20 protein-coding genes and 1 pseudogene are annotated in these 23,079 nt (G+C 73.7%); 8 read left to right on the top strand and 13 right to left on the bottom strand.

All coding sequences use genetic code 11. The features are described 5' to 3' along the window. Positions 1–193: 193 nt before the first annotated feature. Together AC02VZ_RS11230 and AC02VZ_RS11225 are read right to left on the bottom strand one after the other, a co-directional pair. Complete coding sequence (locus AC02VZ_RS11230) at positions 194–784, bottom strand: TetR/AcrR family transcriptional regulator (protein ID WP_432057068.1); 591 nt, start codon at positions 782–784, stop codon at positions 194–196. After that, positions 781–2,301: a 3-hydroxyacyl-CoA dehydrogenase gene (locus AC02VZ_RS11225; protein ID WP_476475267.1), complete on the bottom strand. Its 1,521-nt coding sequence runs from the start codon at positions 2,299–2,301 to the stop codon at positions 781–783. Before AC02VZ_RS11225 ends, AC02VZ_RS11230 begins: the two co-directional genes overlap by 4 nt. Before the next feature lie 171 nt (positions 2,302–2,472). Between AC02VZ_RS11225 and paaN the strand changes: the two genes are divergently transcribed. Then, positions 2,473–4,164: a phenylacetic acid degradation protein PaaN gene (gene paaN, locus AC02VZ_RS11220; RefSeq protein ID WP_476475266.1), complete on the top strand. Its 1,692-nt coding sequence runs from the start codon at positions 2,473–2,475 to the stop codon at positions 4,162–4,164. A gap of 282 nt (positions 4,165–4,446) precedes the next feature. On the opposite strand, the gene AC02VZ_RS11215 is transcribed toward paaN, so the two are convergent. The 3 genes and pseudogenes from AC02VZ_RS11215 to AC02VZ_RS11205 form a co-directional block, all read right to left on the bottom strand. Further along, positions 4,447–5,190 carry a TrmH family RNA methyltransferase gene (locus AC02VZ_RS11215; protein WP_476475301.1) on the bottom strand — a complete coding sequence of 248 codons (744 nt, stop codon included), beginning with the start codon at positions 5,188–5,190 and terminating at the stop codon, positions 4,447–4,449. Positions 5,191–5,799: 609 nt separating this feature from the next. Next, positions 5,800–6,925, bottom strand: a pseudogene (locus tag AC02VZ_RS11210) (HTTM domain-containing protein); the annotation flags it as partial. Continuing rightward, positions 6,922–7,560 (bottom strand): DUF5819 family protein, encoded by a 639-nt coding sequence (locus AC02VZ_RS11205; protein ID WP_476475265.1) that lies wholly within the window; start codon positions 7,558–7,560, stop codon positions 6,922–6,924. The pseudogene AC02VZ_RS11210 and the gene AC02VZ_RS11205, both read right to left, overlap by 4 nt. 1,192 nt (positions 7,561–8,752) lie before the next feature. Between AC02VZ_RS11205 and paaA the strand changes: the two genes are divergently transcribed. Genes paaA through AC02VZ_RS11180 form a run of 5 tightly spaced genes read left to right on the top strand, consistent with a single transcriptional unit; the run spans position 8,753 to position 12,600 of the window. Beyond that, a complete protein-coding gene (gene paaA, locus AC02VZ_RS11200; RefSeq protein ID WP_476475264.1) occupies positions 8,753–9,928 on the top strand; it encodes a 1,2-phenylacetyl-CoA epoxidase subunit PaaA in 1,176 nt (391 codons plus the stop codon). Next, positions 9,925–10,215: a 1,2-phenylacetyl-CoA epoxidase subunit PaaB gene (gene paaB / locus AC02VZ_RS11195; protein WP_432057072.1), complete on the top strand. Its 291-nt coding sequence runs from the start codon at positions 9,925–9,927 to the stop codon at positions 10,213–10,215. The genes paaA and paaB overlap by 4 nt, the downstream gene beginning before the upstream one ends. Beyond that, positions 10,212–10,982 carry a 1,2-phenylacetyl-CoA epoxidase subunit PaaC gene (paaC, locus tag AC02VZ_RS11190; RefSeq protein ID WP_432057073.1) on the top strand — a complete coding sequence of 257 codons (771 nt, stop codon included), beginning with the start codon at positions 10,212–10,214 and terminating at the stop codon, positions 10,980–10,982. Before paaB ends, paaC begins: the two co-directional genes overlap by 4 nt. Beyond that, positions 10,976–11,539, top strand: a complete 564-nt coding sequence (paaD, locus tag AC02VZ_RS11185) for a 1,2-phenylacetyl-CoA epoxidase subunit PaaD (RefSeq protein ID WP_476475263.1) — start codon at positions 10,976–10,978, stop codon at positions 11,537–11,539. The genes paaC and paaD overlap by 7 nt, the downstream gene beginning before the upstream one ends. Further along, entirely contained in the window at positions 11,539–12,600 is a 1,062-nt protein-coding gene (locus tag AC02VZ_RS11180) for a 2Fe-2S iron-sulfur cluster-binding protein (protein ID WP_476475262.1), read from the top strand. The genes paaD and AC02VZ_RS11180 overlap by 1 nt, the downstream gene beginning before the upstream one ends. 525 nt (positions 12,601–13,125) lie before the next feature. Here AC02VZ_RS11180 and AC02VZ_RS11175 read toward each other — a convergent pair. The 4 genes from AC02VZ_RS11175 to AC02VZ_RS11160 all read right to left on the bottom strand — a co-directional run bounded on the left by AC02VZ_RS11175 (position 13,126) and on the right by AC02VZ_RS11160 (position 17,859). Next, positions 13,126–13,473 (bottom strand): rhodanese-like domain-containing protein, encoded by a 348-nt coding sequence (locus tag AC02VZ_RS11175; RefSeq protein WP_476475261.1) that lies wholly within the window; start codon positions 13,471–13,473, stop codon positions 13,126–13,128. Positions 13,474–13,515: 42 nt separating this feature from the next. Continuing rightward, positions 13,516–14,355 (bottom strand): hypothetical protein, encoded by an 840-nt coding sequence (locus AC02VZ_RS11170; RefSeq protein ID WP_476475260.1) that lies wholly within the window; start codon positions 14,353–14,355, stop codon positions 13,516–13,518. Between the two features lie 848 nt (positions 14,356–15,203). Continuing rightward, the gene (locus AC02VZ_RS11165; protein WP_476475300.1) at positions 15,204–16,787 is read right to left on the bottom strand and encodes a DUF2252 domain-containing protein; all 1,584 of its coding nucleotides are present in this window, start codon (positions 16,785–16,787) and stop codon (positions 15,204–15,206) included. 418 nt (positions 16,788–17,205) lie between these two features. After that, on the bottom strand, positions 17,206–17,859 hold the full coding sequence (locus AC02VZ_RS11160) for a ScbR family autoregulator-binding transcription factor (protein ID WP_362094142.1): 654 nt from the start codon (positions 17,857–17,859) through the stop codon (positions 17,206–17,208). A gap of 226 nt (positions 17,860–18,085) precedes the next feature. On the opposite strand from AC02VZ_RS11160, the gene AC02VZ_RS11155 reads away from it, so the two are divergent. Both AC02VZ_RS11155 and AC02VZ_RS11150 read left to right on the top strand, forming a co-directional pair. After that, a complete protein-coding gene (locus AC02VZ_RS11155) occupies positions 18,086–19,078 on the top strand; it encodes a ScbA/BarX family gamma-butyrolactone biosynthesis protein (protein ID WP_476475259.1) in 993 nt (330 codons plus the stop codon). After that, positions 19,075–20,010: an NAD-dependent epimerase/dehydratase family protein gene (locus AC02VZ_RS11150; protein WP_476475258.1), complete on the top strand. Its 936-nt coding sequence runs from the start codon at positions 19,075–19,077 to the stop codon at positions 20,008–20,010. The genes AC02VZ_RS11155 and AC02VZ_RS11150 overlap by 4 nt, the downstream gene beginning before the upstream one ends. Positions 20,011–20,194: 184 nt before the next feature. On the opposite strand, the gene AC02VZ_RS11145 is transcribed toward AC02VZ_RS11150, so the two are convergent. From AC02VZ_RS11145 to AC02VZ_RS11130, 4 genes are all read right to left on the bottom strand, one after another. Beyond that, positions 20,195–20,431, bottom strand: a complete 237-nt coding sequence (locus tag AC02VZ_RS11145) for a hypothetical protein (RefSeq protein WP_362094134.1) — start codon at positions 20,429–20,431, stop codon at positions 20,195–20,197. Between the two features lie 85 nt (positions 20,432–20,516). Next, positions 20,517–20,705: a hypothetical protein gene (locus AC02VZ_RS11140; RefSeq protein WP_432058214.1), complete on the bottom strand. Its 189-nt coding sequence runs from the start codon at positions 20,703–20,705 to the stop codon at positions 20,517–20,519. Positions 20,706–20,869: 164 nt separating this feature from the next. After that, complete coding sequence (locus AC02VZ_RS11135) at positions 20,870–22,168, bottom strand: ABC transporter permease (RefSeq protein WP_476475257.1); 1,299 nt, start codon at positions 22,166–22,168, stop codon at positions 20,870–20,872. After that, a complete protein-coding gene (locus AC02VZ_RS11130) occupies positions 22,165–23,049 on the bottom strand; it encodes an ABC transporter ATP-binding protein (RefSeq protein WP_476475256.1) in 885 nt (294 codons plus the stop codon). The genes AC02VZ_RS11135 and AC02VZ_RS11130 overlap by 4 nt, the downstream gene beginning before the upstream one ends. Between the last annotated feature and the right edge of the window lie 30 nt (positions 23,050–23,079).

The following is a 23,079-nucleotide window of genomic DNA, read 5'->3' as shown; positions in this document are numbered from 1 at the left end:
ACACGCCTCCCCTGGTCAGGGAACGCGCCTTCCTGGTCCGGGACGGTTCGCAGCCCACTCCGGCAGCCCGCTCCATCAGCCCGCCCGGACCACCCGCCCGCTCAGGGGCCGACCCAAGGGGGCGCGATACAAGGGGCCCTCTCCAGTGGCCCGCTCAAGGGGCCCGCTCAGGAGGCTCGCTCCGAGGGCCCGCTCAGGTCGCCTTGCGCAGGCCGCCGAAGGCGAGCCGGACCACCGCGTCGGCGACCTCGCGCTCGCTCGACCCGCGGCCGTCGGGCCGGTACCACTCGACGATCGAGTTGATCATCCCGAAGACCAGCCGGGTCACGAGCCGCCCGTCTATGTCACCGCGCACGTCCCCGTCGTCCGCGGCCGCCTTGAGCAGCGCGGCCACCCGGTGGTCGAACTCGCGCCGCCGTTCCAGGGCCCAGCGCTCGGTGTCGGTGTTGCCGCGCACCCTGAGCAGCAGGGTGACGTAGGGCAGTTCCGCCGTGAGCACCTCCACCATGCGGCGCACGACGTGCTCCAGGCGCTCGGCCGCCCGTCCCTCCCGCGCCGCTTCCTCGTCGAGGATGCCGAAGAGCCCGTCCAGCGCGCGGCTCACCGCACGGCGCAGCAGCTCCTCCTTGCCGGCCACGTGGTGGTAGATCGACGACTTGGAGATCCCGGCGGCCTTGGACAGGTGCTCCATGGAGGTGCCGTCGTAGCCGCGCTCGATGAACACCTGGACGGCCACGGACAGCAGCGTCTCCGGGGTGTAGGTGTCGCGCCGGGCGGTGGTCATCGGGTGCTCTCCCGCTTCTCGGTGGCGTGCGCGTGCCGGCGGAGCGCCGACGAGGGCGCGTACCGGCCTGACGGGTCGCGCTCGTGCAGCGTCGCCAGGAGGGCGCGGGCCCAGTCATGACCGAGGCGGCGGCTCCACTCGAAGGGGCCGAGCGGGTAGTTCACGCCGAGGCGCATCGCGGTGTCGATGTCCTCCTCCGTGGCCACCTCGCGGGCGGCGGCGTCGTACGCGAGGTCGATGATCCGCGCCACGGTCCGGGCGACGATCATGCCGGGCACGTCCCCGATGACGCTGACCTGCTTGCCGAGCGCCTGGAACAGGCCGGTGGCCTCGGCGACCGTCCGGGCGGGGGTGGTGTCCCGGCAGGCGGACAGGGCGACCCGGGTGGCCGTGCGGTAGTCCAGGGCGAGGTCGAAGTGGACCGTGTCGCCGAGTTCCACGGACGTCCGCCCGTCGGCGAGGGCCAGTCGGCCGCCTCCCGGCAGCACCAGCCCCCGGCCGCCCCCGGACGCGGCGCCCTCGCGCACCTCGATGCCCGCCGCACGGATCAGGTCGGGCAACTCCGCGGCCGGCCCCAGGTCACCGTCGACCACCACGTGGGCGGGTGCCGGTTCCGGGGCGGCGGTGTGCGGTGCGGGATGCGGCGCGCCGTCCCCGTGGTCGTACCAGCCCCGGCCGCTCTTGCGGCCCAGGCGGCCGGACTCGACCAGGCGGCGCTGGGCGAGGGAGGGGGTGAAGCGCACGTCACCGAAGAACGACTCCCACACCGAACGGGTGACGGACTCGTTGACGTCCTGACCGATCAGGTCGGTCAGCTCGAAGGCCCCCATCCGGAAGCCGCCGGACTCGCGCAGCACCGCGTCGACGGTGGCCGGGTCGGCCCCCCGCTCCTCGTACACCGCGAACGCCTCCGCGTAGAAGGGGCGGGCGATCCGGTTGACGACGAACCCCGGGGTGTCCGCGCAGGCGACCGGGGTCTTGCCCCAGGCGCGGGCGGTCTCGTGCGCGCGCCCGGCGCACGCGGGGTCGGTGGCGAACCCGGAAACGACCTCGACCAGCGGCAGCAGCGGCGCCGGGTTGAAGAAGTGCAGGCCCACGAACCGGCCGGGGACGCGCAGCGCACCGCCGACGGCCGTGACCGACAGGGAGGAGGTGTTGGTGGCGAGCAGACAGTCGTCGGAGACGATGCCCTCCAGCGCCGTGAACAGCTCCTGCTTGACGTCGAGCCGTTCCAGGACGGCCTCGACGACCAGGGCGCAGTCCGCGAGGTCGGCGAGGTCGTCGGCGGGCAGCAGCCGGGCGCGGGCCGCGTCCCGGTCCGCGGCGCTCAGCCGCTCCTTGGCCACCAAACGGTCGAGCCGCGCGCCGATCGCGTCGGCGGCCTCCCGGGCCCGGCCGGGGACCGCGTCGTACAGTCGCACCGGATGGCCCGCGACCAGCGCGACCTGGGCTATTCCCCGGCCCATGGTGCCGGTGCCGACCACGGCCACGGGACTGCTGAGGTCGAGTGCTGTCATGGGCGCGATCCTCCCGCACGGCGTTTTCCACAGATGCGGCGGACCCCCTTGTCCCGACCGATCGTTCGGTTACTCTAACTCTGACTGCCCGTCCCTGCCCATGTTTCTGCCCACGTACTGCCCAGGTCCATGAGCTCGCCGAAGAGTTCCTGAGACGAGGAGTTGGTCCCCATGGCCGCCGAACTCACCGCGCACCAGCTGATCACCCGGCACCGGCCCACCCTGGACGGGGCCCAGGAAGCGATCCGCACGCGTGCGTACTGGTCCCCGCACCCCGAACACCCCAAGGCGTACGGGGAGAACGGCAGCCTGGACCTGGCGGCGGGCAAGGCCGCCTTCGACGCCCTCCTCGGCACCCGCCTGGACCTCGGCCAGCCCGGCACCGACGGCTGGGTGGACGGCGAGGTCTCCCCGTACGGCCTCGACCTGGGCGTGAGCTACCCGCACGCCGACCTGGACGAGCTGCTGCCGGCCATGAAGGCGGGGATGCGGGCCTGGCGCGACGCCGGCGCGGAGACGCGCGCGGTGGTCTGCCTGGAGATCCTCAAGCGCATCAGCGACCGGTCGCACGAGTTCGCCCACGCGGTCATGCACACCTCGGGGCAGGCGTTCCTGATGGCGTTCCAGGCGGGCGGCCCGCACGCGCAGGACCGCGGACTGGAGGCGGTGGCCTACGCCTACGTGGAACAGGTGCGCACGCCCGACACGGCGGAGTGGACCAAGCCGCAGGGCAAGCGCGACCCGCTGGCGCTCACCAAGACGTTCACGCCGGTCCCGCGCGGCATCGGCCTGGTCATCGGCTGCAACACCTTCCCGACGTGGAACGGCTACCCCGGCCTGTTCGCCTCCCTGGCCACGGGCAACGCGGTCCTGGTCAAGCCGCACCCGCGCGCCGTGCTGCCGCTGGCGCTCACCGTGCAGGTCGCGCGCCAGGTGCTCACCGAGGCGGGCTTCGACCCGAACCTGGTGGCGCTGGCCGCCGAACGGCCCGGCGAGGGCATCGCCAAGACCCTGGCCACCCGTCCGGAGATCCGGATCATCGACTACACCGGTTCGACCGAGTTCGGCGACTGGCTGGAGGCCAACGCCCGCCAGGCACAGGTGTACACCGAGAAGGCCGGCGTCAACACGGTGATCGTCGAGTCCACCGACGACTACAAGGGGATGCTGTCCAACCTGGCGTTCTCGCTGTCCCTGTACAGCGGCCAGATGTGCACCACCCCGCAGAACCTGCTGATCCCCCGCGACGGCATCACCACGGACGTGGGCCCGAAGACCTTCGACGAGGTCACGGCGGACCTGGCGAAGGCCGTCGACGGCCTGCTCGGCGACGACACCCGCGCCAACGCCCTGCTCGGGGCGATCGTCAACCCGGACGTCAAGGCGCGCCTGGAGGCCGCGGCCGGTCTCGGCGAGGTCGTCCTGGCCTCCCGCGAGATCACCCACCCGGAGTTCCCGGGCGCGGTGGTGCGCACACCGGTGATCGTGAAGCTGGACGGCTCGAAGCCGGACGCCGAGTCGACCTACATGAGCGAGTGCTTCGGCCCGGTCTCCTTCGCCGTCGCGGTCGACTCCGCCGCGGACGCGGCCGAACTCCTGCGGCGCACCGTCCGGGAGAAGGGCGCCATGACGGTCGGCGCGTACACCACCTCCCCGGAGGTCGAGGAGACCGTGCGCGAAGTCTGCCTGGAGGAGGCCGCCCAGCTGTCCCTCAACCTGACCGGCGGGGTGTACGTGAACCAGACGGCCGCCTTCTCCGACTTCCACGGCTCCGGCGGCAACCCCGCGGCCAACGCCGCGCTGACCGACGGCGCGTTCGTGGCCAACCGCTTCCGGGTGGTCGAGGTGCGCCGGGAGGCGTAGGTCCGGACACCGCGTCGGGGGAGCGCGGCTGGTGACCTGGCCGTCCGGGCCATCTGGGCCGTGTGGGTCGTATGGGCCGTGTGGGCCGTGTGGGCCGTCCACGCGGTCCGGGGCGTCTGTGAGCGTGGCGGCAGGGGGGCCGAGGTCCGAGGGCCGACGCGGCGCAGTGCGGGGACGACGTCGGCGCCGGTGTCGTGCGGGGCCGGGGCACCGTGCACCACGGTGCGTCCCCGCCGTGCGCCACCGCGGTGCGCCACCGGTCGGGGCCACCGGTCGGGGGGCTCAGGCAGGGGCGCCCCCGGTGGCGCTCCAGTGGTACAGCGCCATGGCCACGCTGGTCGCCAGGTTGTAGCTGGAGACCTGGGGCCGCATCGGCAGCGCGACCAGCTGGTCCGCCCGTGCGCGCAACTCCGGCGAGAGCCCGCTGCGCTCGGACCCGAAGGCGAGCAGCGCGTCGTCGGGCAGCGTCGTCCCGCGGATGTCCCGTCCCTCGGGGTCGAGCGCGAACACCGGCCCCGCGGGCAGTTCGTCGACGGTCAAGCGCTGCACGGTGGTCGCGAAGTGCAGCCCGGCCCCGCCGCGCACCACGGTGGGGTGCCAGGGGTCCAGCGTGCCGGTGGTGACCACCCCGGTCGCACCGAACCCGGCGGCCAGCCGGATCACCGCGCCGGTGTTCCCCAGGTTGCGCGGCTGGTCCAGCACCACGATCGGGGCGGTGCGCGGAGTGCGCTCAAGCGCCTCCACACGGCCCGCGCGGGAGGGCCGGACGGCGAGTGCGGCGACCGCGGTGGGGTGCGGCCGGGCCACGACGGAGGCGTACGTCGCGTACGGCACCTCGGTGAGCAGTGCCCCCAGGGCCCCGTGCACGTCCGGCGCCAGGTCGTCGGCGAGGGCGAGCGCGGCGCCCCGGTCCGCGGTGACCGCCACCCTCACCTCCGCACCGAAGCGCACGGCGTGCTTGAGCGCGTGGAATCCGTCGAGCAGCACCACGTCCGACGAGCCGGCCAGGCGACGCCAGAGGGTCATGGCGTCGGGCACCGGTGCGGATGCGGAGGCGGAGGCGCGTGAGGATGCCAAGGAGCTGGTGCGGCCGTCGTCGTCGGAGGCGGACGAGCCGGTGGGGCGGCCGTCGTCGGAGGCGGAGGAGCCGGTGGGGCGGCCGTCGTCGGGGGCGGTCATGAGGTGCAGCCTATGTGCGCCTCCGGGGACCATCGCCGGGTGCGGGGGACGGGATCACCGGACCCGGCCCGGGTCCGTCGCCACCCGCCGGGGCGGCGCCCGGCCCGGGGCTACGGGCGCCCGGCACCTTGCGTTGCCCGGGGGCGACGTCGCGGTGGGGGTCGGGGTCGGGGTCAGCGTTGGGGTCGAGGTCGGGCCGAGAACCGCGGGCGGAGCGGGGGTCCAGCCGCGTGGGGGAGCCGACGCCCGGACCGGGGGCCGGGGGCGGACCGGGGGTCGGGGCGGGAGTCGGGGCCGGACCGGTGGCCCTGGCCGATTCGAGGGCCCGGCCGGAGGATGCGCCGCCCCGGGCACCGGCACCCGCCGGGTCAGCGGCCGGGGCACCGGCATCGCCGGGGGCGGCCGACGGCGATCCGCCCCGGCTTCCGTCGGCACGATCGGGCCGCCACCGCATACGGCGTCCCCGTGTCGCCGCGTTCCCCAGCCGGCGCAGGAAGGAGGTGGGAAGGAAAACGGCGTCGGCCGCGATCATCGCCAGCGAGAAGAAGGGCAGACCCAGGACGACCGCGATCGCGGCGTGCTCGGCGATCATGACGGCCAGCAGGACGTTCTTGACCCGTCGGTTGAGCAGCGTGAACGGGAAGGCCACCTGCACGGCCACCGTTCCGTACGTCACCAGCATCACCAGGGTGCCGCTGGAGGCGAGCAGGTCACCGAGCGCGGGCCAGGGCGAGAAGTACTCGAGTTGCAACGGGTAGTAGACGGCGGTGCCGTCCTGCCAGCGCGAGCCCTGGACCTTGTACCAGCCCGCCGTGGCGTAGATCAGGCACGCCTCGACCATGATCACGAGCAGCGCGCCGTTGTGCACGATGTTCGCCGTCACGTCGAGCAGGACCCGTGGCTGTCCGGGCTCAGCCCGGCGGCCGGTCAGCCACCAGAGCCCCTGGCCCACCCACACCGTCCACAGCAGCACGGGGACGAACAGCTCGCCGTCCATCCACCCCGCCAGCGTCACCACGAGCAACAGGAACCCGAGCACGCTCCACAGCACCGGCCCGACCCGGTCCTGGTGCCGTGGCGCCCCGCCTCCTGCCCTTTCCCCGGCGGCACGGCGGGTCCGTCGGGCATCCAGCGACCACACCTGTCCACAGCGCGTGAACACCAGGTAGATGGCCATCAGGTGCAGCACGTTGTCGCCGCCGTCGCCCATGAAGACGCTGCGGTTCTGCAGGGACAGCACGCCCACCATGAAGAGCACCGACATGGTGCGGGTGCGCCAGCCCACCAGCAGCAGCAGGCTCCACAGCACCGCGAGCACGTAGAAGACCTCGAACCAGCCCTGCCCGTCGGACCAGAGCAGGGCGGTGAAGGCACCGTTCGTCGCGACGAGCTGCTGGGCCAGGTCCCAGGCCCAGGGGCTGTCGGGCCCGTACAGCTCCTGCCGGTGCGGGAACTCGCGGAGCAGGAACAGCAGCCAGGTGAGGCTGAGGCCGATGCGCAGGACCGCCGTCTGGTACGGGCCGAGAGCGGCGTCGGTCACGCGCGCGATGCCGGAGGCCAGCGCCAGCGAGAAGCGGTTCATCCGATGCCTCCCCGTGCCTCGTCCTCGGGCACCGGCCACCAGGGCAGCGTGCGGTCCACCGGGTCCGTGGAGACCTGTTCGCGGCTCCACTCGGGCGGCGGCACGTTGGTGGTGCGGGACCTGACCTGCACACGGTCGACGACGCCACCGGCGCCGACCGCGTCCGCCCGGTCCAGCCGCATCACGACGATGCGGCGGAGGTAGGACTCCGACAGCGTGCCCCGTCCGCCAACCGGACGGTTCTTCTCGTCGTGCGTGGCCACGAAGAAGTCCCAGGCACGGCGCAGCTCGTTCTGCTGGGTGTGGCTGGGCAGCAGGTTGCCGTCGATGGCCCGACCGTCCTCGGCGGACAGGTCGTACCAGCGGGTCGTCCGCACGCCGCCGTCCGCGGTGAGCACGTCGGCCCGCGCCTGGAGGGAGATGTTCTGCTGCAACGGGTTGGGGGCGAACAACTTCCAGTTCTGCTCGAACTCCGGGTAGATCCACCGCTGGATCGCGTCACCGTGCTCCTTGCTCACGGTGTTGGCGGGAGAGACGTGCAGGAAGGTCATCCCCAGGTGCACGCACACACCGACGGCCACGACGGCGAGCACGAGCGCGGCCCCGATCCGGTACGGCAGCGAGAGCGCGGCCACACCCGAGCGGGGCCGGCCGGGTGCGCCGGAACCGGCAGGAGCCGACGCGACGGCGGCAGATCCGGTCGCCTCGGCGACACCGCCGGTGGCAGGGACAGGCCCGGCGGGCCCCGCGGCCCCGGACACGGCCTCGGGCCTGCGCTCGGTCTCATCGTCGGGCAGCCGAGGTACCGGTTCGGTCGAGGGCCGAGGCACCCGAGGCCACGCAGGACGGCCGGCTTCACCCGGCGACACGTCCGCTGCAGCCCCGCCCCTCGGCGAGTCGGGACCGGCTGCGGAAGCAGAGGAACCGGCGGCGGGCTCGACGGACGGGACGCCGCCGGTGGAAGGAGCGCCGCCGGAGGACGGGGTCCCCTCGGTGGGCGGGGGCCCCTCGGTGGAGGGGGTGCCCACAGCGGACGCGGTCCCCTCGGACGAGCCGGAGTCCACGGACGACGCGGACGACGAGGGGCCTCCGGGTAGTCCTCCGGGTGGTGACGTCGGACCCACGACCGTCCGGGGGGAGTCCGGGGAGACGGTGCCATCGTCGGTCGCCGCGGATCCCGTTCCGGCGGCTTCCGTGGGCTTCAGCGGGTCCGGGCCGCTCGGTTCCGTCGGCCGCCCGTGCCGGGCCGAGGAACCGTCGTCGTACGCGTCCATTCCGCCCCGTTCCACGCTTCATGTCCCAAGCCCCGCCCCGCCGTGCGCGGGTCCGGTCGTCCCCGCGCACCGCCGCCGCCTCGCGGTCCTCGCGGTGCCTCGCGGCCCACCACGGTGCGCCGGACGGAACGGTACTCAGCACGGGTAGCACTGGCACAGCCCCGGCGGGCTCCGGTTGCCGTGGCCGTCACCACATCCGCACATCGCGGGACGTAGGGACCCCGGACCGTACGAAGGCCGAGGGCCGAAGGGCAGACGGCAGAAGGGCAGGCGGCCGAGGTGCCGAAAGCCGGACGCGTGCGACGGCAGCCGCACGGAAGACGTGTGACGGCGCGAGGACGCGCGAGGGGAGGGGGAGACGCGCGAGAGCGGGGAGCCGCGCGGAAACACCCGCGAGCCGGTTGTCCACAGCGGTTGACACCTCGCGACGGCCGTCTCACCATGGAATCGCACGAACCGAACGATCGGTCGGGAGCGACTCCGAAGCCGGAGGCCGGGACCGCCGACAGTCAGGTCAGGAACTTCAGGTCAGGAACCAGGTCGAGGGGGACCCATGGCGACAGCAGCCGCCCGCGATACGACGCGCGGCCCGGTGGACGACGCGATCGTCGGTGCCGCCGACGCCGACGGCACCACCGAGTTCCAGCGCGTCTTCGACGCCGCGGTCGCCGCCGAGGAGCGGATCGAACCGCGCGACTGGATGCCGGACGCCTATCGGGCCACCCTCGTGCGGCAGATCGCCCAGCACGCCCACTCCGAGATCATCGGCATGCAGCCGGAGGCCAACTGGATCACGCGGGCGCCCTCACTGCGCCGCAAGGCCATCCTGATGGCCAAGGTGCAGGACGAGGCGGGGCACGGCCTGTACCTCTACAGCGCCGCCGAGACCCTGGGCACCAGCCGCGACGAACTGCTCGACAAGCTGCACTCCGGCCGTCAGAAGTACTCCTCGATCTTCAACTACCCGACGCTGACCTGGGCGGACGTCGGCGCGATCGGCTGGCTGGTCGACGGCGCCGCGATCACCAACCAGGTGCCCCTGTGCCGCTGCTCCTACGGCCCCTACGCCCGCGCGATGGTCCGCATCTGCAAGGAGGAGTCCTTCCACCAGCGGCAGGGCTACGAGCTGCTGCTCGCCCTGAGCAAGGGCACCCCGGAACAGCACGCCATGGCCCAGGACGCCGTGGACCGCTGGTGGTGGCCGTCGCTGATGATGTTCGGCCCGCCCGACGACGAGTCGCAGCACTCCGCGCAGTCGATGGCCTGGAAGATCAAGCGGCACTCCAACGACGAACTGCGCCAGCGCTTCGTCGACATCTGCGTCCCCCAGGCCGAGTCGCTCGGGCTGACCCTCCCCGACCCGGACCTGCGGTGGAACGAGGAACGGGGGCACTACGACTTCGGCGCGATCGACTGGTCCGAGTTCTGGGACGTCCTCAAGGGCAACGGCCCGTGCAACGAGCAGCGGCTGTCCCAGCGCCGGACGGCCCACGAAGAGGGCGCCTGGGTCCGGGAGGCGGCAGCGGCCTACGCCGCCAAGCGCACCGCGACGCCCACGGCAGGCGGCACCACCGCGGCACCCGGCACTGCTACCGCGCCCCGGGCAACGACGCCCGCAGCGGCCGGCGCCCCCGGCGAGAACCGCGCGAACAACGCGAACCACGAGAACCGCGAGAACACCGACAGCGAGACAGGCACGTACAGCAAGACAGGAGCGGCCCGCGCATGACGACCCAGACCGACTGGCCCCTGTGGGAGGTCTTCGTGCGTTCCCGCCGCGGCCTGTCCCACACCCACGCCGGCAGCCTGCACGCACCGGACGCGGAGTTCGCCCTGCGCAACGCCCGTGATCTGTACACCCGGCGCGGCGAGGGCGTCTCCCTCTGGGTCGTACCGTCCTCGGCGATCACCGCTTCCTCGCCGGACGAGAAGGACCCCTTCTTCGAGCCCGCCGCCGACAAGGCCTACCGGCACCCCACCTTCTACGACATCCCCGAGGGGGTGCAGCACCTGTGACCACGACACCCGCGAAGGACGCCGCTCCCCCGCAGGACACCGCACCCGCGGCGGACACCGCCCTCACCCCGGCGGCCCTGGCCCTCGGTGACGACGCCCTGGTGCTGTCCCACCGGCTGGGCGAGTGGGCCGGTCACGCCCCCGTGCTGGAGGAGGAGGTCGCCCTCGCCAACATCGCGCTGGACCTGCTCGGCCAGGCCCGGGTCCTGCTGTCGATGGCCGGGGACGAGGACGAGCTGGCCTATCTGCGCGAGGAACGGGCCTTCCGCAACCTCCAGCTGGTGGAGCAGCCCAACGGCGACTTCGCCCACACCATCGCCCGCCAGCTGTACTTCTCCACCTACCAGCACCTGCTGTACGCCGAGCTGGCCTCCGGCGACGGCCCGTTCGCCCCGCTGGCCGCCAAGGCCGTCAAGGAGACGGCCTACCACCGCGACCACGCCGAGCAGTGGACCCTGCGCCTGGGTGACGGCACCGAGGAGAGCCACGGGCGGATGCAGCGGGCGGTGGACGCGCTCTGGCGGTACACCGGTGAGATGTTCCGCCCGGTCGAAGGGCTCGACGCCGACCCGGCCGCCCTGGAACCCGTCTGGCTGGAGCAGATCGGCGGCACCCTGGAACGGGCCACGCTCACGGTGCCGTCCACGCCCCGCAGTGGCGCCTGGACGGCCGGCGCGGGCCGGCAGGGCCTCCACACCGAGCCGTTCGGCCGCATGCTCGCCGAGATGCAGCACCTGCACCGCAGCCACCCGGGGGCGACATGGTGACCGTCACACCCCTGGAGGCGGAGCTGCTGGAGATCGCCGGTTCGGTGCCCGACCCGGAACTCCCCGTGCTGACCCTGCGCGAGCTGGGCGTGGTGCGCGCGGTGCACGCCCGGGAAGCGGACACCGTCGAGGTGGAACTGACCCCGACGTACACCGGCTGCCCGGCCATCGAGGCCATGTCCCTGGACATAGAGCGGGCGCTGCGCGATCACGGGGTCCGGAAGGTGACGGTCCGCACCGTGCTCGCGCCCGCCTGGTCGACGGACGACATCACCGACGAAGGTCGGCGCAAGCTGCGCGAGTTCGGCATCGCCCCGCCGCGCGTGCGGGAGGCGTCCGGACCGGTCCGCGTGGAACTCGGCCCGACCCGCAGCCACGCCTCCTGGCCCGCGGAAACTTCGCCGGGTGCCGCCGAGGAACAGCTGGAGGCCGTCCGCTGCCCGCACTGCGGGTCGGCCGACACCGAGCTGCTCAGCCGCTTCTCCTCCACCGCGTGCAAGGCGCTGCGCCGCTGCCTGGCCTGCCGTGAGCCGTTCGACCACTTCAAGGAGCTGTGATGGCCCGCTTCCACAAGCTCCGGGTGGCCGCCGTCGACCGCCTCACCGACGATTCCGTCGCCCTCACCCTCGGCGTCCCCCCGGACCTGCGCGAGGCGTACCGGTACGTCCCCGGCCAGCACCTGGCCGTGCGGCGCACCGCCGACGGCGAGGAGATCCGGCGTACGTACTCCATCTGCTCTCCCGCGCCCGACGGCCGGGCCCCGGACACCCTGCGGGTGGGCGTGCGGCTCGTCGAGGGCGGCGCCTTCTCGACGTACGCGCTCAAGGAGATCAACATCGGGGACGAGCTGGAGGTGATGACTCCGGCGGGCCGCTTCACCCTGCCGCCCGCCCCCGGGCTGTACGCGGCGGTCGTCGGCGGCAGTGGCATCACGCCGGTGCTGTCGATCGTCTCGACCCTGCTGGAGCGCGAGCCTCGTGCCCGGTTCTGCCTGATACGCAGTGACCGGACCTCCGCCTCGACCATGTTCCTGGAGGAGGTCGCCGACCTGAAGGACCGCCATCCCGAGCGGTTCCAGTTGGTCACGGTGCTCTCCCGGGAGGAGCAGCAGGCGGGGCTACCGTCCGGACGGCTCGACCGGGAGCGGCTGACCGCGCTGCTGCCGGCCCTGCTGCCCGTGGACCGGGTGGACGGCTGGTTCCTGTGCGGCCCGTACGGACTGGTCGACGGTGCCGACCGTGCGCTGCGCGCCCTCGGCGTCGACCGGTCCCGCGTGCACCAGGAGATCTTCCACGTGGACGCCGCTCCGGTACCCGCGGGCAGCCGGGGCACGGTTCCCGCCCACACCACCGTCACCGCCCGGCTCGACGGACGCGGCGGCACCTGGCCCGCGCAGGACGGCGAGTCCCTGCTGGACACGGTCCTGCGGAACCGTCCGGACGCCCCCTACGCCTGCAAGGGCGGCGTGTGCGGAACCTGCCGCGCCTTCCTCGTCGCGGGCGAGGTGCGGATGGACCGCAACTACGCGCTGGAGGCGGACGAGACCGAGGCGGGCTACGTCCTGGCCTGCCAGTCGCGCGCGGTGACGGAGCGGGTCGAGCTGGACTTCGACCGGTGATCCTGTAACGCATCCCCACCTAGGCACGCGGCTCCGCCCCGGCTGCACTCGGCCGACACAGAGGAACACACGGGGCACGGCCCGGTGGAGAGGCCGGCAGGCCGGCCGGGTGGGGGCCGGCAGGTGGAGGGACGTCGAGGGCTCGCGCGGCGGAAGCGGAGGCGGCGGAGAGGCGAGGGCTCCCGAAGACGCGGCGGCTTCCGGAGCGGCGGGGGCTCCAGGAAAGGCGGGGGCGGCCGTCGGCCGCAAGGTGCGGCGTCCCGGGCGCCGGCCCCCGCCGGAGGTGGCGGGGTGGGCGGCGGGGGCTCATCCCCGCACGGCCCCCACGGTCGTCTCCTTCTGGCTCGCCTCACAGCGCCCCGCCGACGCCCGCCCGAGCCAAGCTACGGCTACTCGGTCGCCGACGGTCGAGTTCCGTTGAGCCTGTGCCGGGACGCGTGCCAGCCCAGGCTGGGCCGCGTCGGGGCGGCCGACCGTGGGACGATCACACGGACCGCGGCTGCGCGACCACCGCCCGGGCCGGGCTCAGAGCACGTACCCCGGAGCGCCGCCTTCGCCCACGACGGGGCGTCCGCTGTGCTCCCACGCCTGCATGCCGCCGTCGACGTTCACGGCGTCGATCCCCTGCTGGGCCAGATACATCGTGACCTGGGCCGACCGGGCGCCCGAGCGGCAGATGACGTGCACCCGCCCGTCCTGCGGGGCCGCCTCGGTCAGGTCACCGAAACGGGCGACGAACTCACTGATGGGGATGTGCAGCGCACCCTCGGCGTGACCGGCCTTCCACTCGTCGTCCTCGCGGACGTCCAGCAGGAAGTCGCCGTCCTTGAGGTCCGCGACCCCGACCGTGGGTACACCAGCTCCGAAACTCATGTCTCCGACGCTACCGGACCGGCCGGCTGCACAGCTCGGGGCTCAGGCCAGCAGCGCGGCCAGCTCCGCCTCACGGGCGGCGAGCTGCGTGCGCAACTGCTCGGCGATCTCGTCCAGCAGGCCGTCCGGGTCGTCGGGCGCCAGCCGGAGCATGCCGCCGATGGCGCTGTCCTCCAGCTCCTTGGCCAGCACCGTCAGCATCTCCTTCCGCTGGGCCAGCCATTCCAGCCGGGCGTAGAGCTCCTCCGCCGGGCTCGCGACCCGCACCTGCTGCGGTCCGGCCGCCCACTCCTCGGCGAGCGCACGCAGTTCCGAGGCGTCGCCGCGAGCGTAGGCGGCGTTGACGCGGGTGATGAACTCCTCACGGCGACGGCGTTCCGCTTCCTCCTGGGCGAGGTCGGGGTGGGCCTTGCGGGCGAGGTCCCGGTACAGCTTCCGCGCCTCCTCCCCGGGGCGCACCCGCTGCGGAGGGCGGACCTGCTGGTCGGTGAGCATCGCGACGGCCTCGGGGAAGAGCCCGTCGCTGTCCATCCAGCCGTTCAGCAGTTCCTCGACGCCGGGGATGGGAGCCACCTGGGCGCGGGCCTCGTCCGCACGGCGCCGGTCGTCGGGGTCGCCGCTGCGTTCGGCCTTCGCCTCCAGGATCCGGACGTCCAGTTCCTCGAGCCGGGCGTACATCGGGCCGAGCTTCTGTTCGTGCAGCCGGGAGAAGTTCTCCACCTCGACGCGGAAGCTCTCCACGGCGATCTCGAACTCGATCAACGCCTGCTCGGCGGCCCGTACGGCCTGCTCCAGCCGCTCCTCGGGCCGACGCGCGCCGTCGTCCGTCGGCTTCCGCCGTGCGCCGGCGTCGCCACCCTGATCACCTTGCGAGGTCGTCACCCGGACAGCGTAGGGCACCCACCGAGCCCCCGCCGTCCGTCCCCGGGAGGGCAGCCCGGGGACGACACCACCTCCCGGGCACCTCTGGGCCCCCGGGCACTTCTCGGCCTCTCCCGGGCACCTCGGGGTCCCTCCCGGGCACCCTGGGGCCCATGGGTCCCAGGGGCCCCCGGCCAGTCCGGGCATCCCCCGGGCACCTCGGGCAAGTACGGACATCCCCCGGCACCTCCCGGCGCCCGGCACCTCTGGGCGCCTCCCGATCGCCTTCCCGCACCTCCCAGGCACCTCCCGGCAATCTGTGGGCGCCTCCCGATCGCCTTCCCGCACCTCCCAGGCACCTCCCGGCAATCTGTGGGCGCCTCCCGGTTGCCTTCCGGCACATCTGGGCACCATTCGGCACCCCCGATCGCCTCCCGGCGGCCCTCCCGAGCACCCTCCCCGCGCTTCCGGATCGCGTGACGGCAGAGCGGCGAGCCGGGGGGCGAGGACGCACGCCGCCGCGCTCCCCGGCCCGGGCTTCGCCAGCCGGCCACCAGCACACGGGCCACTCCGGCAGGCCCGAACCGGAGACAGAGGCGCGCACGAGGTCTCGGGGAGCCGCCCCTGCCGGTCCCCGGGCAGCACGGGCGACCCTCCGGATCCTCGTACCTGACGACGACTCACGGCTTCCTCGCCGGCTCAGAACCTAGAACTCATACCTCAGGGCCTGCGGTCGCCCTCCCTGCCTCATACCTCAGGGCCCTCGCTCAGTCCTTGAACCCGCCTCCCTGCCTCAGCCCCGAGCGTGCGCAGTCCCCCTCCCCGCCTCGAACATCAGGCCCCGGCAGCCGTCGGCTGCCGCAGGTGTCTCAGACCCCCATCTCCGCCGCGATCCGGCCCGACCGGACCGCCGTCACCAGGTCCGCGTGATCGGCCTCCGTGCGGTCGGCATAACGGACGGCGAAGGTGGCCACCGCCTCGTCCAGCTCCTCGTTCTTGCCGCAGTAGCCCGCGATCAGACGGGGGTCGGCGCTGTGCGAGTGGGCGCGGGCCAGCAGGGCGCCGGTCATCCGGGCATAGTCGTCGACCTGGTCGGCGGCCAGGGCTGCCGGGTCGACGCTGCCCTTGCGGTTGCGGAACTGGCGCACCTGGTAGTCCCGTCCGTCGACGGTCGTCCAGCCCAGCAGGTTGTCGCTGACCACCTGCATGCGCTTCTGCCCCATCACGACACGACGGCCCTCGTGCCCGGCAGCACCAGCGGCGTCGGCCGCACGCCCGCCGGTGGCGTACCCGTCCGTGGAGTGTCCGCCGGAACCCCTGAGCGGCCCGGCGGGCTCGAAGCCGACGGCCCGTAGGTGCGGCGCGAGAGCCGAGGGGCGGGCCTCCTTCACCTGGAGGACCAACGGCTCACCCCGGTGGTCCAGGAGCAGGACGACGTACGAGCGGGTGCCCACGCTGCCGGTGCCCACGACCCGGAACGCCACGTCGTGCACGGCGTACCGGGCCAGCAGCGGCAGGCGGTCCTCGGGGAGCGTCGTGACGTACTCCTCCAGGGACGTGGCCACCGCGACGGCCTCGGCGTCCGGCACCCGGCTCAGCACGGGCGGCGCGTCGACGAAGCGGCGCCCGCCGTCCTCCGTGACCTCGGTCGACTTGGCGGCGAAGCGGCCACTGGTGTTGGCCCGCGCCTTCTCGTAGACCCGCTCCAGCGTGCCCAGCAGGTCGTGGGCGTCGGTGTGCGAGACCAGTTCCTCGTCGGCGATGGCGTTCCAGGCGTCCAGGACCGGCATCTTCGCCAGCAGCCGCATCGTGCGGCGGTAGGCGCCCGCCGCGTCCCGGGCGGCGGCGCGGCAGGTGTCCTCGTCGGCACCGGCCTCCCGGCCCGCGAGGACCAGGGAGGCGGCGAGCCGCTTGAGGTCCCACTCCCACGGGCCCTGCGCCGTCTCGTCGAAGTCGTTCAGGTCGATGACCAACCCGCCGCGCGCGTCACCGTAGAGACCGAAGTTGGCCGCGTGGGCGTCGCCGCATATCTGGGCCCGTATGCCGGTCACCGGGGTGCGGGCCAGGTCGTGCCCCATGAGGCCGGCCGAGCCCCGCAGGAAGGCGAACGGGGTGGCCGCCATCCGGCCCACCCGGATCGGTGCGAGCTCCGGCAGCCGGCCACGGCTGGACTCCTCGACGGCGGCGATCGCGTCCGGCCGGGAGGCGTCCAGGTCGAGCCGGGCGTGCTCGGCTCGCGGGACGCGACCGCGCAGCGCCTTGCCGTCCGCCTTGGCGGAGCCCTCGGCGGGCCACCCGGCGAAGCCCTTCACGCGCGGCAGCCGCGAGCCCCCTCCGGCTCCCCGTGCGGGCCCGGTTCCCGGTGTGCGCTCCGTGGCCCCGCCCGCTCCGGTGCCCTGCTCCGCCACTCCTTCGCCCGGCGCGCTCTGCCCCGTCACGCCTTCGCCCGGCATGCTCTGGTCCGTCACAGCAATCGTCTCCCCCGCACGAGGGTGCGCCCGCCCGCGCACCGGTCCCTCCGTCGTCCCGCACCGGCACGGGTCCGCCCGGCGGCGCGAGGCACGGCCTCAACGAGGAAGACGCTACAACCGGTGGCCGAAACGCGTCACACCCTGTGGAAAACCTGCGGCTGGAAAACCTGCGGCCCTGTGGAGAACCCGCACTCCTGGGGAAAACCTGCACGCCTGTGGCAACGGTCCCGGCCCCGAGCGTCTCCCGATGCGACGCCCCGTGCGTCTCCGGACCCGACGCCCCGTGCGTCTCCGGACCCGACGCCCCGAGCGTCTCCGGACCCGACGCCCCGAGCGTCCCCGGTACCCGACGCCCCCTTCACCGCCCCCGACAGCACCCCCACAGCCTCCGGAAGCGCCGCTACCCCGCCTCCGCCATCGGCTCCGCGCGGCCCTGCGCGAAGACGCGTTCCGCGCGCTCGGCCGAGATGTCGAGCCGGGCCAGCACCGCGGGCACCGCGATACCGGGGAGCAGGTGGTGCAGCAGTACGACCACGCGGTGCTCCAGGTCCCGGCGCTGGCAACGGAGTTGGGAGAGCAGCTGCACCCCCGAGAAGCTCGCCACCAGCAACTCGGCGGTCTCCGTGGCGTCGACGTGCGGCAGCAGTTCGCCCCCGGCCTTCGCCTCTGCCAGGGTGCGGGTGGTCTGGTCGATCCACATGCGGAACGCCGGGGTGCGGTCCAGCCCCAGCGCGCCCTGGTCCAGCGCCAGCCCGACACTCGCCCGGACCAGGGGTTCGGTGCGCAGCCGCAGGGCCAGGACCAGCCCCGAGTCGACGAGTTCCTGCAACTTGCTGGCCTGCGGCGGGAGGGCCATCGCAAGCTGTTCCTCGAAGACGCCGAGCGCCAGCTCCTCCTTGGACCCGAAGTGGAAGTACAGCGCGCCCTTGGTCACCCCGGCGCGTTCCAGGATCTCCCCGATGGTCGCCGAGGTGTAGCCGCGTTCGTCGAAGACGGCCGCGGCCGCCTCCAGGATCGTCCGCCGCGTGCGGATCGCGCGCTCCTGTCGCGCCATCGGGTGCCTCCTGATCTGACGTGCATCTCGTGACCGCCCCGTGCTCCGCGCGGTCGCCCCGGCGGTCGGGTGCGGTCGCGCAGCGGCCGCCGTGTCGTACGGGCGCGTGAGCACATCTTCGGGGATGGGGGGCGGGCTGCGACGCCGATCACTTTGAAAAAAACCGGCTCGTCCGTATCTTAGTGCGAAGTTGACCGGAAGCAGGCCGTCGCCCACGGGGGTCCGAATGCCGCGTACAGGTGCCTTAAGCGCGTCCGCGGAGGGTCCGGCCGGTCCCTCGCGGGAGGGTACGGACGCGGCGGCATCCGCGGGCGGCCCCACGCCGGTCACGCCCCGGCTCGCCCACCGGCAACGCCCGTCGGACGTCTTCCCGGTGGAATGGGTCCGGCTCTCCGGTGACCGCTTCCGCGTCACCGCCCGCTGGCCCGCCGCGCACGTCTTCTTCGCCCCCGTGGACGACCGCCACCATGATCCGATGGTCGTCGGCGAAACGTTGCGGCAGACGTCCATGGTCCTCGCCCACGCCGAGTTCGGTGCCCCCGCGGACACCCACTTCGTCATGCGTGACCTGGAGGTCCTGACGGACCCGTCCGGGCTGTTGCTCTCCGACGCCGCCGAGCCCGTCACCGTCGACGTGGTCTGCTCCGAGATCCGCCGACGCGGCCGGGGGCTGCACAGCATGCGCACCACCATGGAGTTCCGCCGCGCGGGACGCCTCGTGGCCCGCGGCACCGGCAGCACCGGCTGTACCTCACCGGCCGCCTACCGCCGCCTGCGCGCCCGCCAGTTGGCCGCGGTCGGCGCCCCGATACCCCTGCTGCCCGCGCTACCGCCCGCCCGGGTCGGCCGCAGCCGCGAGGACGACGTCGTCCTGGCGCCCGCCGACGGCCCCCCGGGCAGCTGGCGGCTGCGCGTGCACACCGGCCACCCCGTCCTCTTCCCCCGGCCCAACGACCACGTGCCCGGCATGGTGCTGTTCGAGGCGGCACGGCAGGCCGCGACCGCCGCCTCGGACCGGCGGCCCTTCCTGCCGTCCGCCATGGCCGTCGCCTTCAGCCGCTACGCCGAACTGGACGCGCCCTGCCTGATAGAGGCCGAGGTGCTCGACAAGACCGAGGACGAGGCGACGGTCCGGGTCACCGGCCGGCAGGGCGGGGAGCACGTCTTCACCGCCACCCTCAGCACCGCTCCCGCCGCCCCGCTCCAGGCCCCGTCGTGACGGTGAACCTCCTGCTCACCGGGGCGACCGGCTTCATCGGCAGCCGGGTCGCCGCGGCGGCCCGGGAGCGGCCGGACGTGCGCCTGCGCCTGCTGTCGCGCCGCGCCGCGCCCCCGGCGCCCGACGCCGTGCACGTGCCCGGCGATCTCGCCGACCCCGCCACGCTGCACGGCTGTTGCGCCTCGGCCGACGTGCTCGTCCACTGCGCCACGCGGGTCGACGGCGACCCCGACGCCGTCGCGGCGGTCAACGACCTCGGTACCCGGGCCCTGGTGGCGGAGGCGGTGCGCAGCGGCGTGCGCCGGATCGTGTACGTCAGCACCGCCGCGGTCCACGGCCGCGGGCCGTTCCGCGGGGTGCGGCCCGGTGAGGCCCCGCTCGCCCCGGTCTCCGCGACCAGCCGCAGCCGTGCGGCGGCCGAACGGCACGTACTCGACGCGGGCGGGGTGGTCCTGCGTCCGCACCTGGTGTACGGGGAGGGCGACCGCTGGGTGGTGCCCAGCCTGCTGGGGCTGCTGCGGGCGGTGTCCGCCACGACGCTCACCGGCTGCGAAGCCCGCCAGTCCATGATCGACGTCGCGACGCTGGGCCGGGCCGCGGTGGCCGCGGCGCTGTCCGGTGCCTGTGCCCCCGGCAGCGTCCACCACGTCAACCACCCCGCCCCGGTCCCCGTCCCGGAACTCCTCGCCGCGGTGGGCACCTTGACGCCGGGGCGGCCGGCGGACGACGGCACGGGGGCCGTGGACGTGCCCACCGCCCTGGAGCGGGCCGCCGGTTCCCCGCGGGCGCTGCATCACCTCGGCATGCTCACCGTGGACCACTGGTTCGACGACGATGCCTTCTGGCAGGAGGTGGACTGCTCACCGGGCCCGGGCTTCTCCCGGGGGTTCGCCGGGGCGGCGCCCTGGTACCGGACGTTCGTGGCGGGGTAGTGGGCGTTCGTGGCGGGGCAGCGGACGTTCGTGGCGGGGCAGCGGACGTTCGTGACGGGGTAGCGGGCGTTCGTGGCGGGGCAGCGGGCGTTCATGGCGAGTAAGTGACGCTCCTCGGCGGCCTTGCCGTACCGCCCGCGCGGTTTGTGCCCCGGCGGGGTGGGCGCGCCGCACCGCCGCGCCGTCAGCTTCTGGACCAGCCCCGCAGGACCGGGTTGGCGAGGATGTCGTCGAGGGCTGCGTCCACCGCCGGGGGCTCGACGCCGTCCGGCACGGTGAGCGTCAGCGTCGCCGTGCGCTCGTGGCAGTCGTGGAGGGTGGCCCTCCACCCCGTGGGCAGCAGGGCGATCAGGCGGATCGCCGCGGTTTCCGGAGGGGCGCCGTCCGGGCCGCTGATGCGGACGGGGTGCTCGATGGGCATGGAAGCCTCCAGGGGGATGGTTCCGGCCGGGGCCGCTCGGGGGGCGGGGGCGGCCCCGGCCTGGGGCGAACGCCGTGCTGTGGAGTCAGCGCGTGCGACGGGTGCGGCTCAGCTGGAAGACGCACGCGATCAGGGCCAGCAGCAGCACGGCGCCAAGACCGTACCGGACCGTGTTGCCCATGTCGCTGGTGATGACCGCCACCTCGGCGCCGCACAGGATGGCGATGAGGGCGGCGTAGAGGACGGTGGTGTTGGGGCGGTTGGTGTCGCTCATGACATGTCTCCTCGGGAGTCGTTCCGGTCCGTGGGACCGGGTGGAAGGAACTGCTCCGCCGGTGTCCGGCTGAGTGCCGCCGGCCGGCGTCTGGATGGTAGGGACGCGTCCGCGTCCGCCGGGGTGGTTCCGGCCAGGCCGGGCGAGGGCCGCCCGGCTCCGGTTCAGTCGTCGAGCGTGAAGGCCTGACGGAAGGACAGCTTGCGGCCCGTCTGCATCAGGGCCCTGCGGTAGACCCGCTCGGCGGCCAGGACGACCAGGGCCGCCGCCCCCAGCGAGACGAGCAGCGAGGCCGCGGGCTCCCACCAGGCGGTGTCGCCCGCGATGATCCGGGCCGGCATGGTGATGGTCGAGGTCAGGGGGGCGAAGGACAGGACGCTCTGAGCCGTCCCGGTGGCCGTGATGCCGGCCACGAAGACGACGGCTACCAGGGCGTTCACCGGGGTCGTGGTGGACTGGATGTCCTCCGTGCGGGTGGCGATGGCTCCAGCGGCGGCGAACACGCAGGCCAGGACGGCGATCCCGACCACGTAGTAGACCAGGAACCAGCCCAGACCCGTCGTGACCTGCCCCAGGGTGCCGCTCTCACCGGCGGCGACCAGACCGATCACCGCGGCCGCCGTGAACGCCACCATCTGGGCCAGGGCCAGCGTCGTACTCCCGACGATCTTGCCCACCAGCAGGTCCCGCAAACGGATGGATCCGGCGATGATCTCGACGATCCGGTTCTGCTTCTCCTCCACGATGCTGGTGGCCAGCGAGACGCCCAGCAGCACCGCCGCGAGGTAGAACAGGAAGCCGAAGAAGTACGTGGCCATCCGCACCACGGTCTCGGGCGTCTCGTCGGGCGAGAGCAGCGTGTGCCGCAGCGCGGCACCCTCGGCGAGGGTCGCCATGTCGGTGCCCGCGGCGGCGGCGTTGGCCTCCAGGGCGGCCGTCTGCACGGCGGCGCCGATCCAGGTGGCGGCGGTGGAGTCGCTGCCGGTGTCGCCGAGCAGCGTCCAGCCCTCCGGCGTCCTCAGCAGCCCGGCGTCCACGTCGCCCGAGCGGACCGCGTCGCGCACCGCGTCCGGGGAGGACTCCGCGCGCACGCTGATCTCGATGTCCTGATCGGCCCGGTCGGCCAGCGCCTCCGCATGCCGCACCAGTTGGTCGGCCTCGGTGGAGACGGCCGCGACCGTGATCCTGCCGACCGTGGAGGCGAGGTAGACCTGCAGGCCGACCGCGCCGAGGATGACGGCCAGTGTGGCGACGGTGGAGAGCAGGAAGCCCCGGTCGCGGATCTTCACCGCGATCTCCCGCGCGGCGACGATCGGCCAGGCGGAGGCCCGCCGCTTCGCCGGCGCCGTGCGCTGCCCGGCCGGTGCGGGTGCGGCTCCGGTGGGGGCGCCCGCCGGCTCGGTGTCCGTGCCGGTCACGTTCTCCGCGGTGCGCGCTGCGGTCTCGGTGGTGAGCGTGGTCATGCTGCCGTCATCTCCCTGAACACGTCGGCGACACTGGGGACGATCTCGGCGAACTCCCGTACCGGGCCCCGGCGCAGTGCCTCCGCCAGGAGCCGGTCGGCCACCTCGTCGGTGGCGAGTTCGAGCAGTGCGGTTCCCTCGCTCCGCTCGATGACGTCGACGCCGTCGACCTCGTGCAGCCAGCCGGTGGACCCGGCGGTCACCAGGCGGTGGCGCACCCGGCCCCGGCGGCGCAGGTCGCTCGCGGTGCCCCGGGCGAGGACCCGCCCCGCGGACTGGATGACGAGGTCGTCGCAGAGCCGCTCGACGAGCTCCAGCTGGTGGGAGGAGAACAGGACCGGCACGCCGCGGGCGGTGTGCTCGCGCAGCAGCTCGGCCATGGAGTCCACCGCGTGCGGGTCGAGGCCGGAGAAGGGCTCGTCGAGGACCAGCAGGTGCGGTTCGCCGATCAGCGCGGCGGCGATCTGCACGCGCTGCTGGTTGCCCAGGGACAGCGACTCCAGGCGGGCGTCCCGCTTGCCGCCCAGGTCGAGCCGGTCGAGCAGCCCGGAGGCCGAGTCCTGGGCGGCGCGGGCGCTCAGGCCGCGCAGCCGGCCCAGGTAGACCAGCTGGCTGAGCACGGTCTGCTTCGGGTAGAGGCCGCGTTCCTCCGGCATGTAGCCGAAGCCGCGGCGGTCGTCGGCGGTGACCGGGGCGCCGTTCCAGCGGATCTCGCCGCCGTTGAGCGCCAGCACGCCCATGATCATGCGCATCGTGGTGGTCTTCCCCGCGCCGTTCCCGCCGACGAAGCCGGTCATCCGGCCGTCGTCGACGCGGAACGACACCTGGTCGACCGCGCAGTGGTCGCCGAAGCGACGTACGACGTTGTCCAGTTCCAGCATCGTTCGGTGTCCTCCCGTTTCGGGGGTCGG

The organism is Streptomyces sp. 3-6, from assembly GCF_056323165.1.
Note: the sequence above shows the minus strand (reverse complement) of the source record. Positions and strands in the feature narration are given on the sequence as shown.

Bases quoted from the DNA above. Each gene is read 5' to 3' on its own strand.
- AC02VZ_RS11175 (WP_476475261.1), bottom strand. From the start codon at position 13,473: ATGAGTTTCGGAGCTGGTGTACCCACGGTCGGGGTCGCGGACCTCAAG.
- AC02VZ_RS11225 (WP_476475267.1), bottom strand. From the start codon at position 2,301: ATGACAGCACTCGACCTCAGCAGTCCCGTGGCCGTGGTCGGCACCGGC.
- paaB (WP_432057072.1), top strand. From the start codon at position 9,925: ATGACGACCCAGACCGACTGGCCCCTGTGGGAGGTCTTCGTGCGTTCC.
- AC02VZ_RS11135 (WP_476475257.1), bottom strand. From the start codon at position 22,168: ATGACCACGCTCACCACCGAGACCGCAGCGCGCACCGCGGAGAACGTG.
- AC02VZ_RS11165 (WP_476475300.1), bottom strand. From the start codon at position 16,787: ATGCCGGGCGAAGGCGTGACGGGGCAGAGCGCGCCGGGCGAAGGAGTG.
- paaN (WP_476475266.1), top strand. From the start codon at position 2,473: ATGGCCGCCGAACTCACCGCGCACCAGCTGATCACCCGGCACCGGCCC.
- paaD (WP_476475263.1), top strand. From the start codon at position 10,976: ATGGTGACCGTCACACCCCTGGAGGCGGAGCTGCTGGAGATCGCCGGT.
- AC02VZ_RS11160 (WP_362094142.1), bottom strand. From the start codon at position 17,859: ATGGCGCGACAGGAGCGCGCGATCCGCACGCGGCGGACGATCCTGGAG.
- AC02VZ_RS11145 (WP_362094134.1), bottom strand. From the start codon at position 20,431: ATGCCCATCGAGCACCCCGTCCGCATCAGCGGCCCGGACGGCGCCCCT.
- AC02VZ_RS11140 (WP_432058214.1), bottom strand. From the start codon at position 20,705: ATGAGCGACACCAACCGCCCCAACACCACCGTCCTCTACGCCGCCCTC.
- AC02VZ_RS11155 (WP_476475259.1), top strand. From the start codon at position 18,086: ATGCCGCGTACAGGTGCCTTAAGCGCGTCCGCGGAGGGTCCGGCCGGT.
- AC02VZ_RS11130 (WP_476475256.1), bottom strand. From the start codon at position 23,049: ATGCTGGAACTGGACAACGTCGTACGTCGCTTCGGCGACCACTGCGCG.
- AC02VZ_RS11180 (WP_476475262.1), top strand. From the start codon at position 11,539: ATGGCCCGCTTCCACAAGCTCCGGGTGGCCGCCGTCGACCGCCTCACC.
- AC02VZ_RS11215 (WP_476475301.1), bottom strand. From the start codon at position 5,190: ATGACCCTCTGGCGTCGCCTGGCCGGCTCGTCGGACGTGGTGCTGCTC.
- AC02VZ_RS11230 (WP_432057068.1), bottom strand. From the start codon at position 784: ATGACCACCGCCCGGCGCGACACCTACACCCCGGAGACGCTGCTGTCC.
- paaA (WP_476475264.1), top strand. From the start codon at position 8,753: ATGGCGACAGCAGCCGCCCGCGATACGACGCGCGGCCCGGTGGACGAC.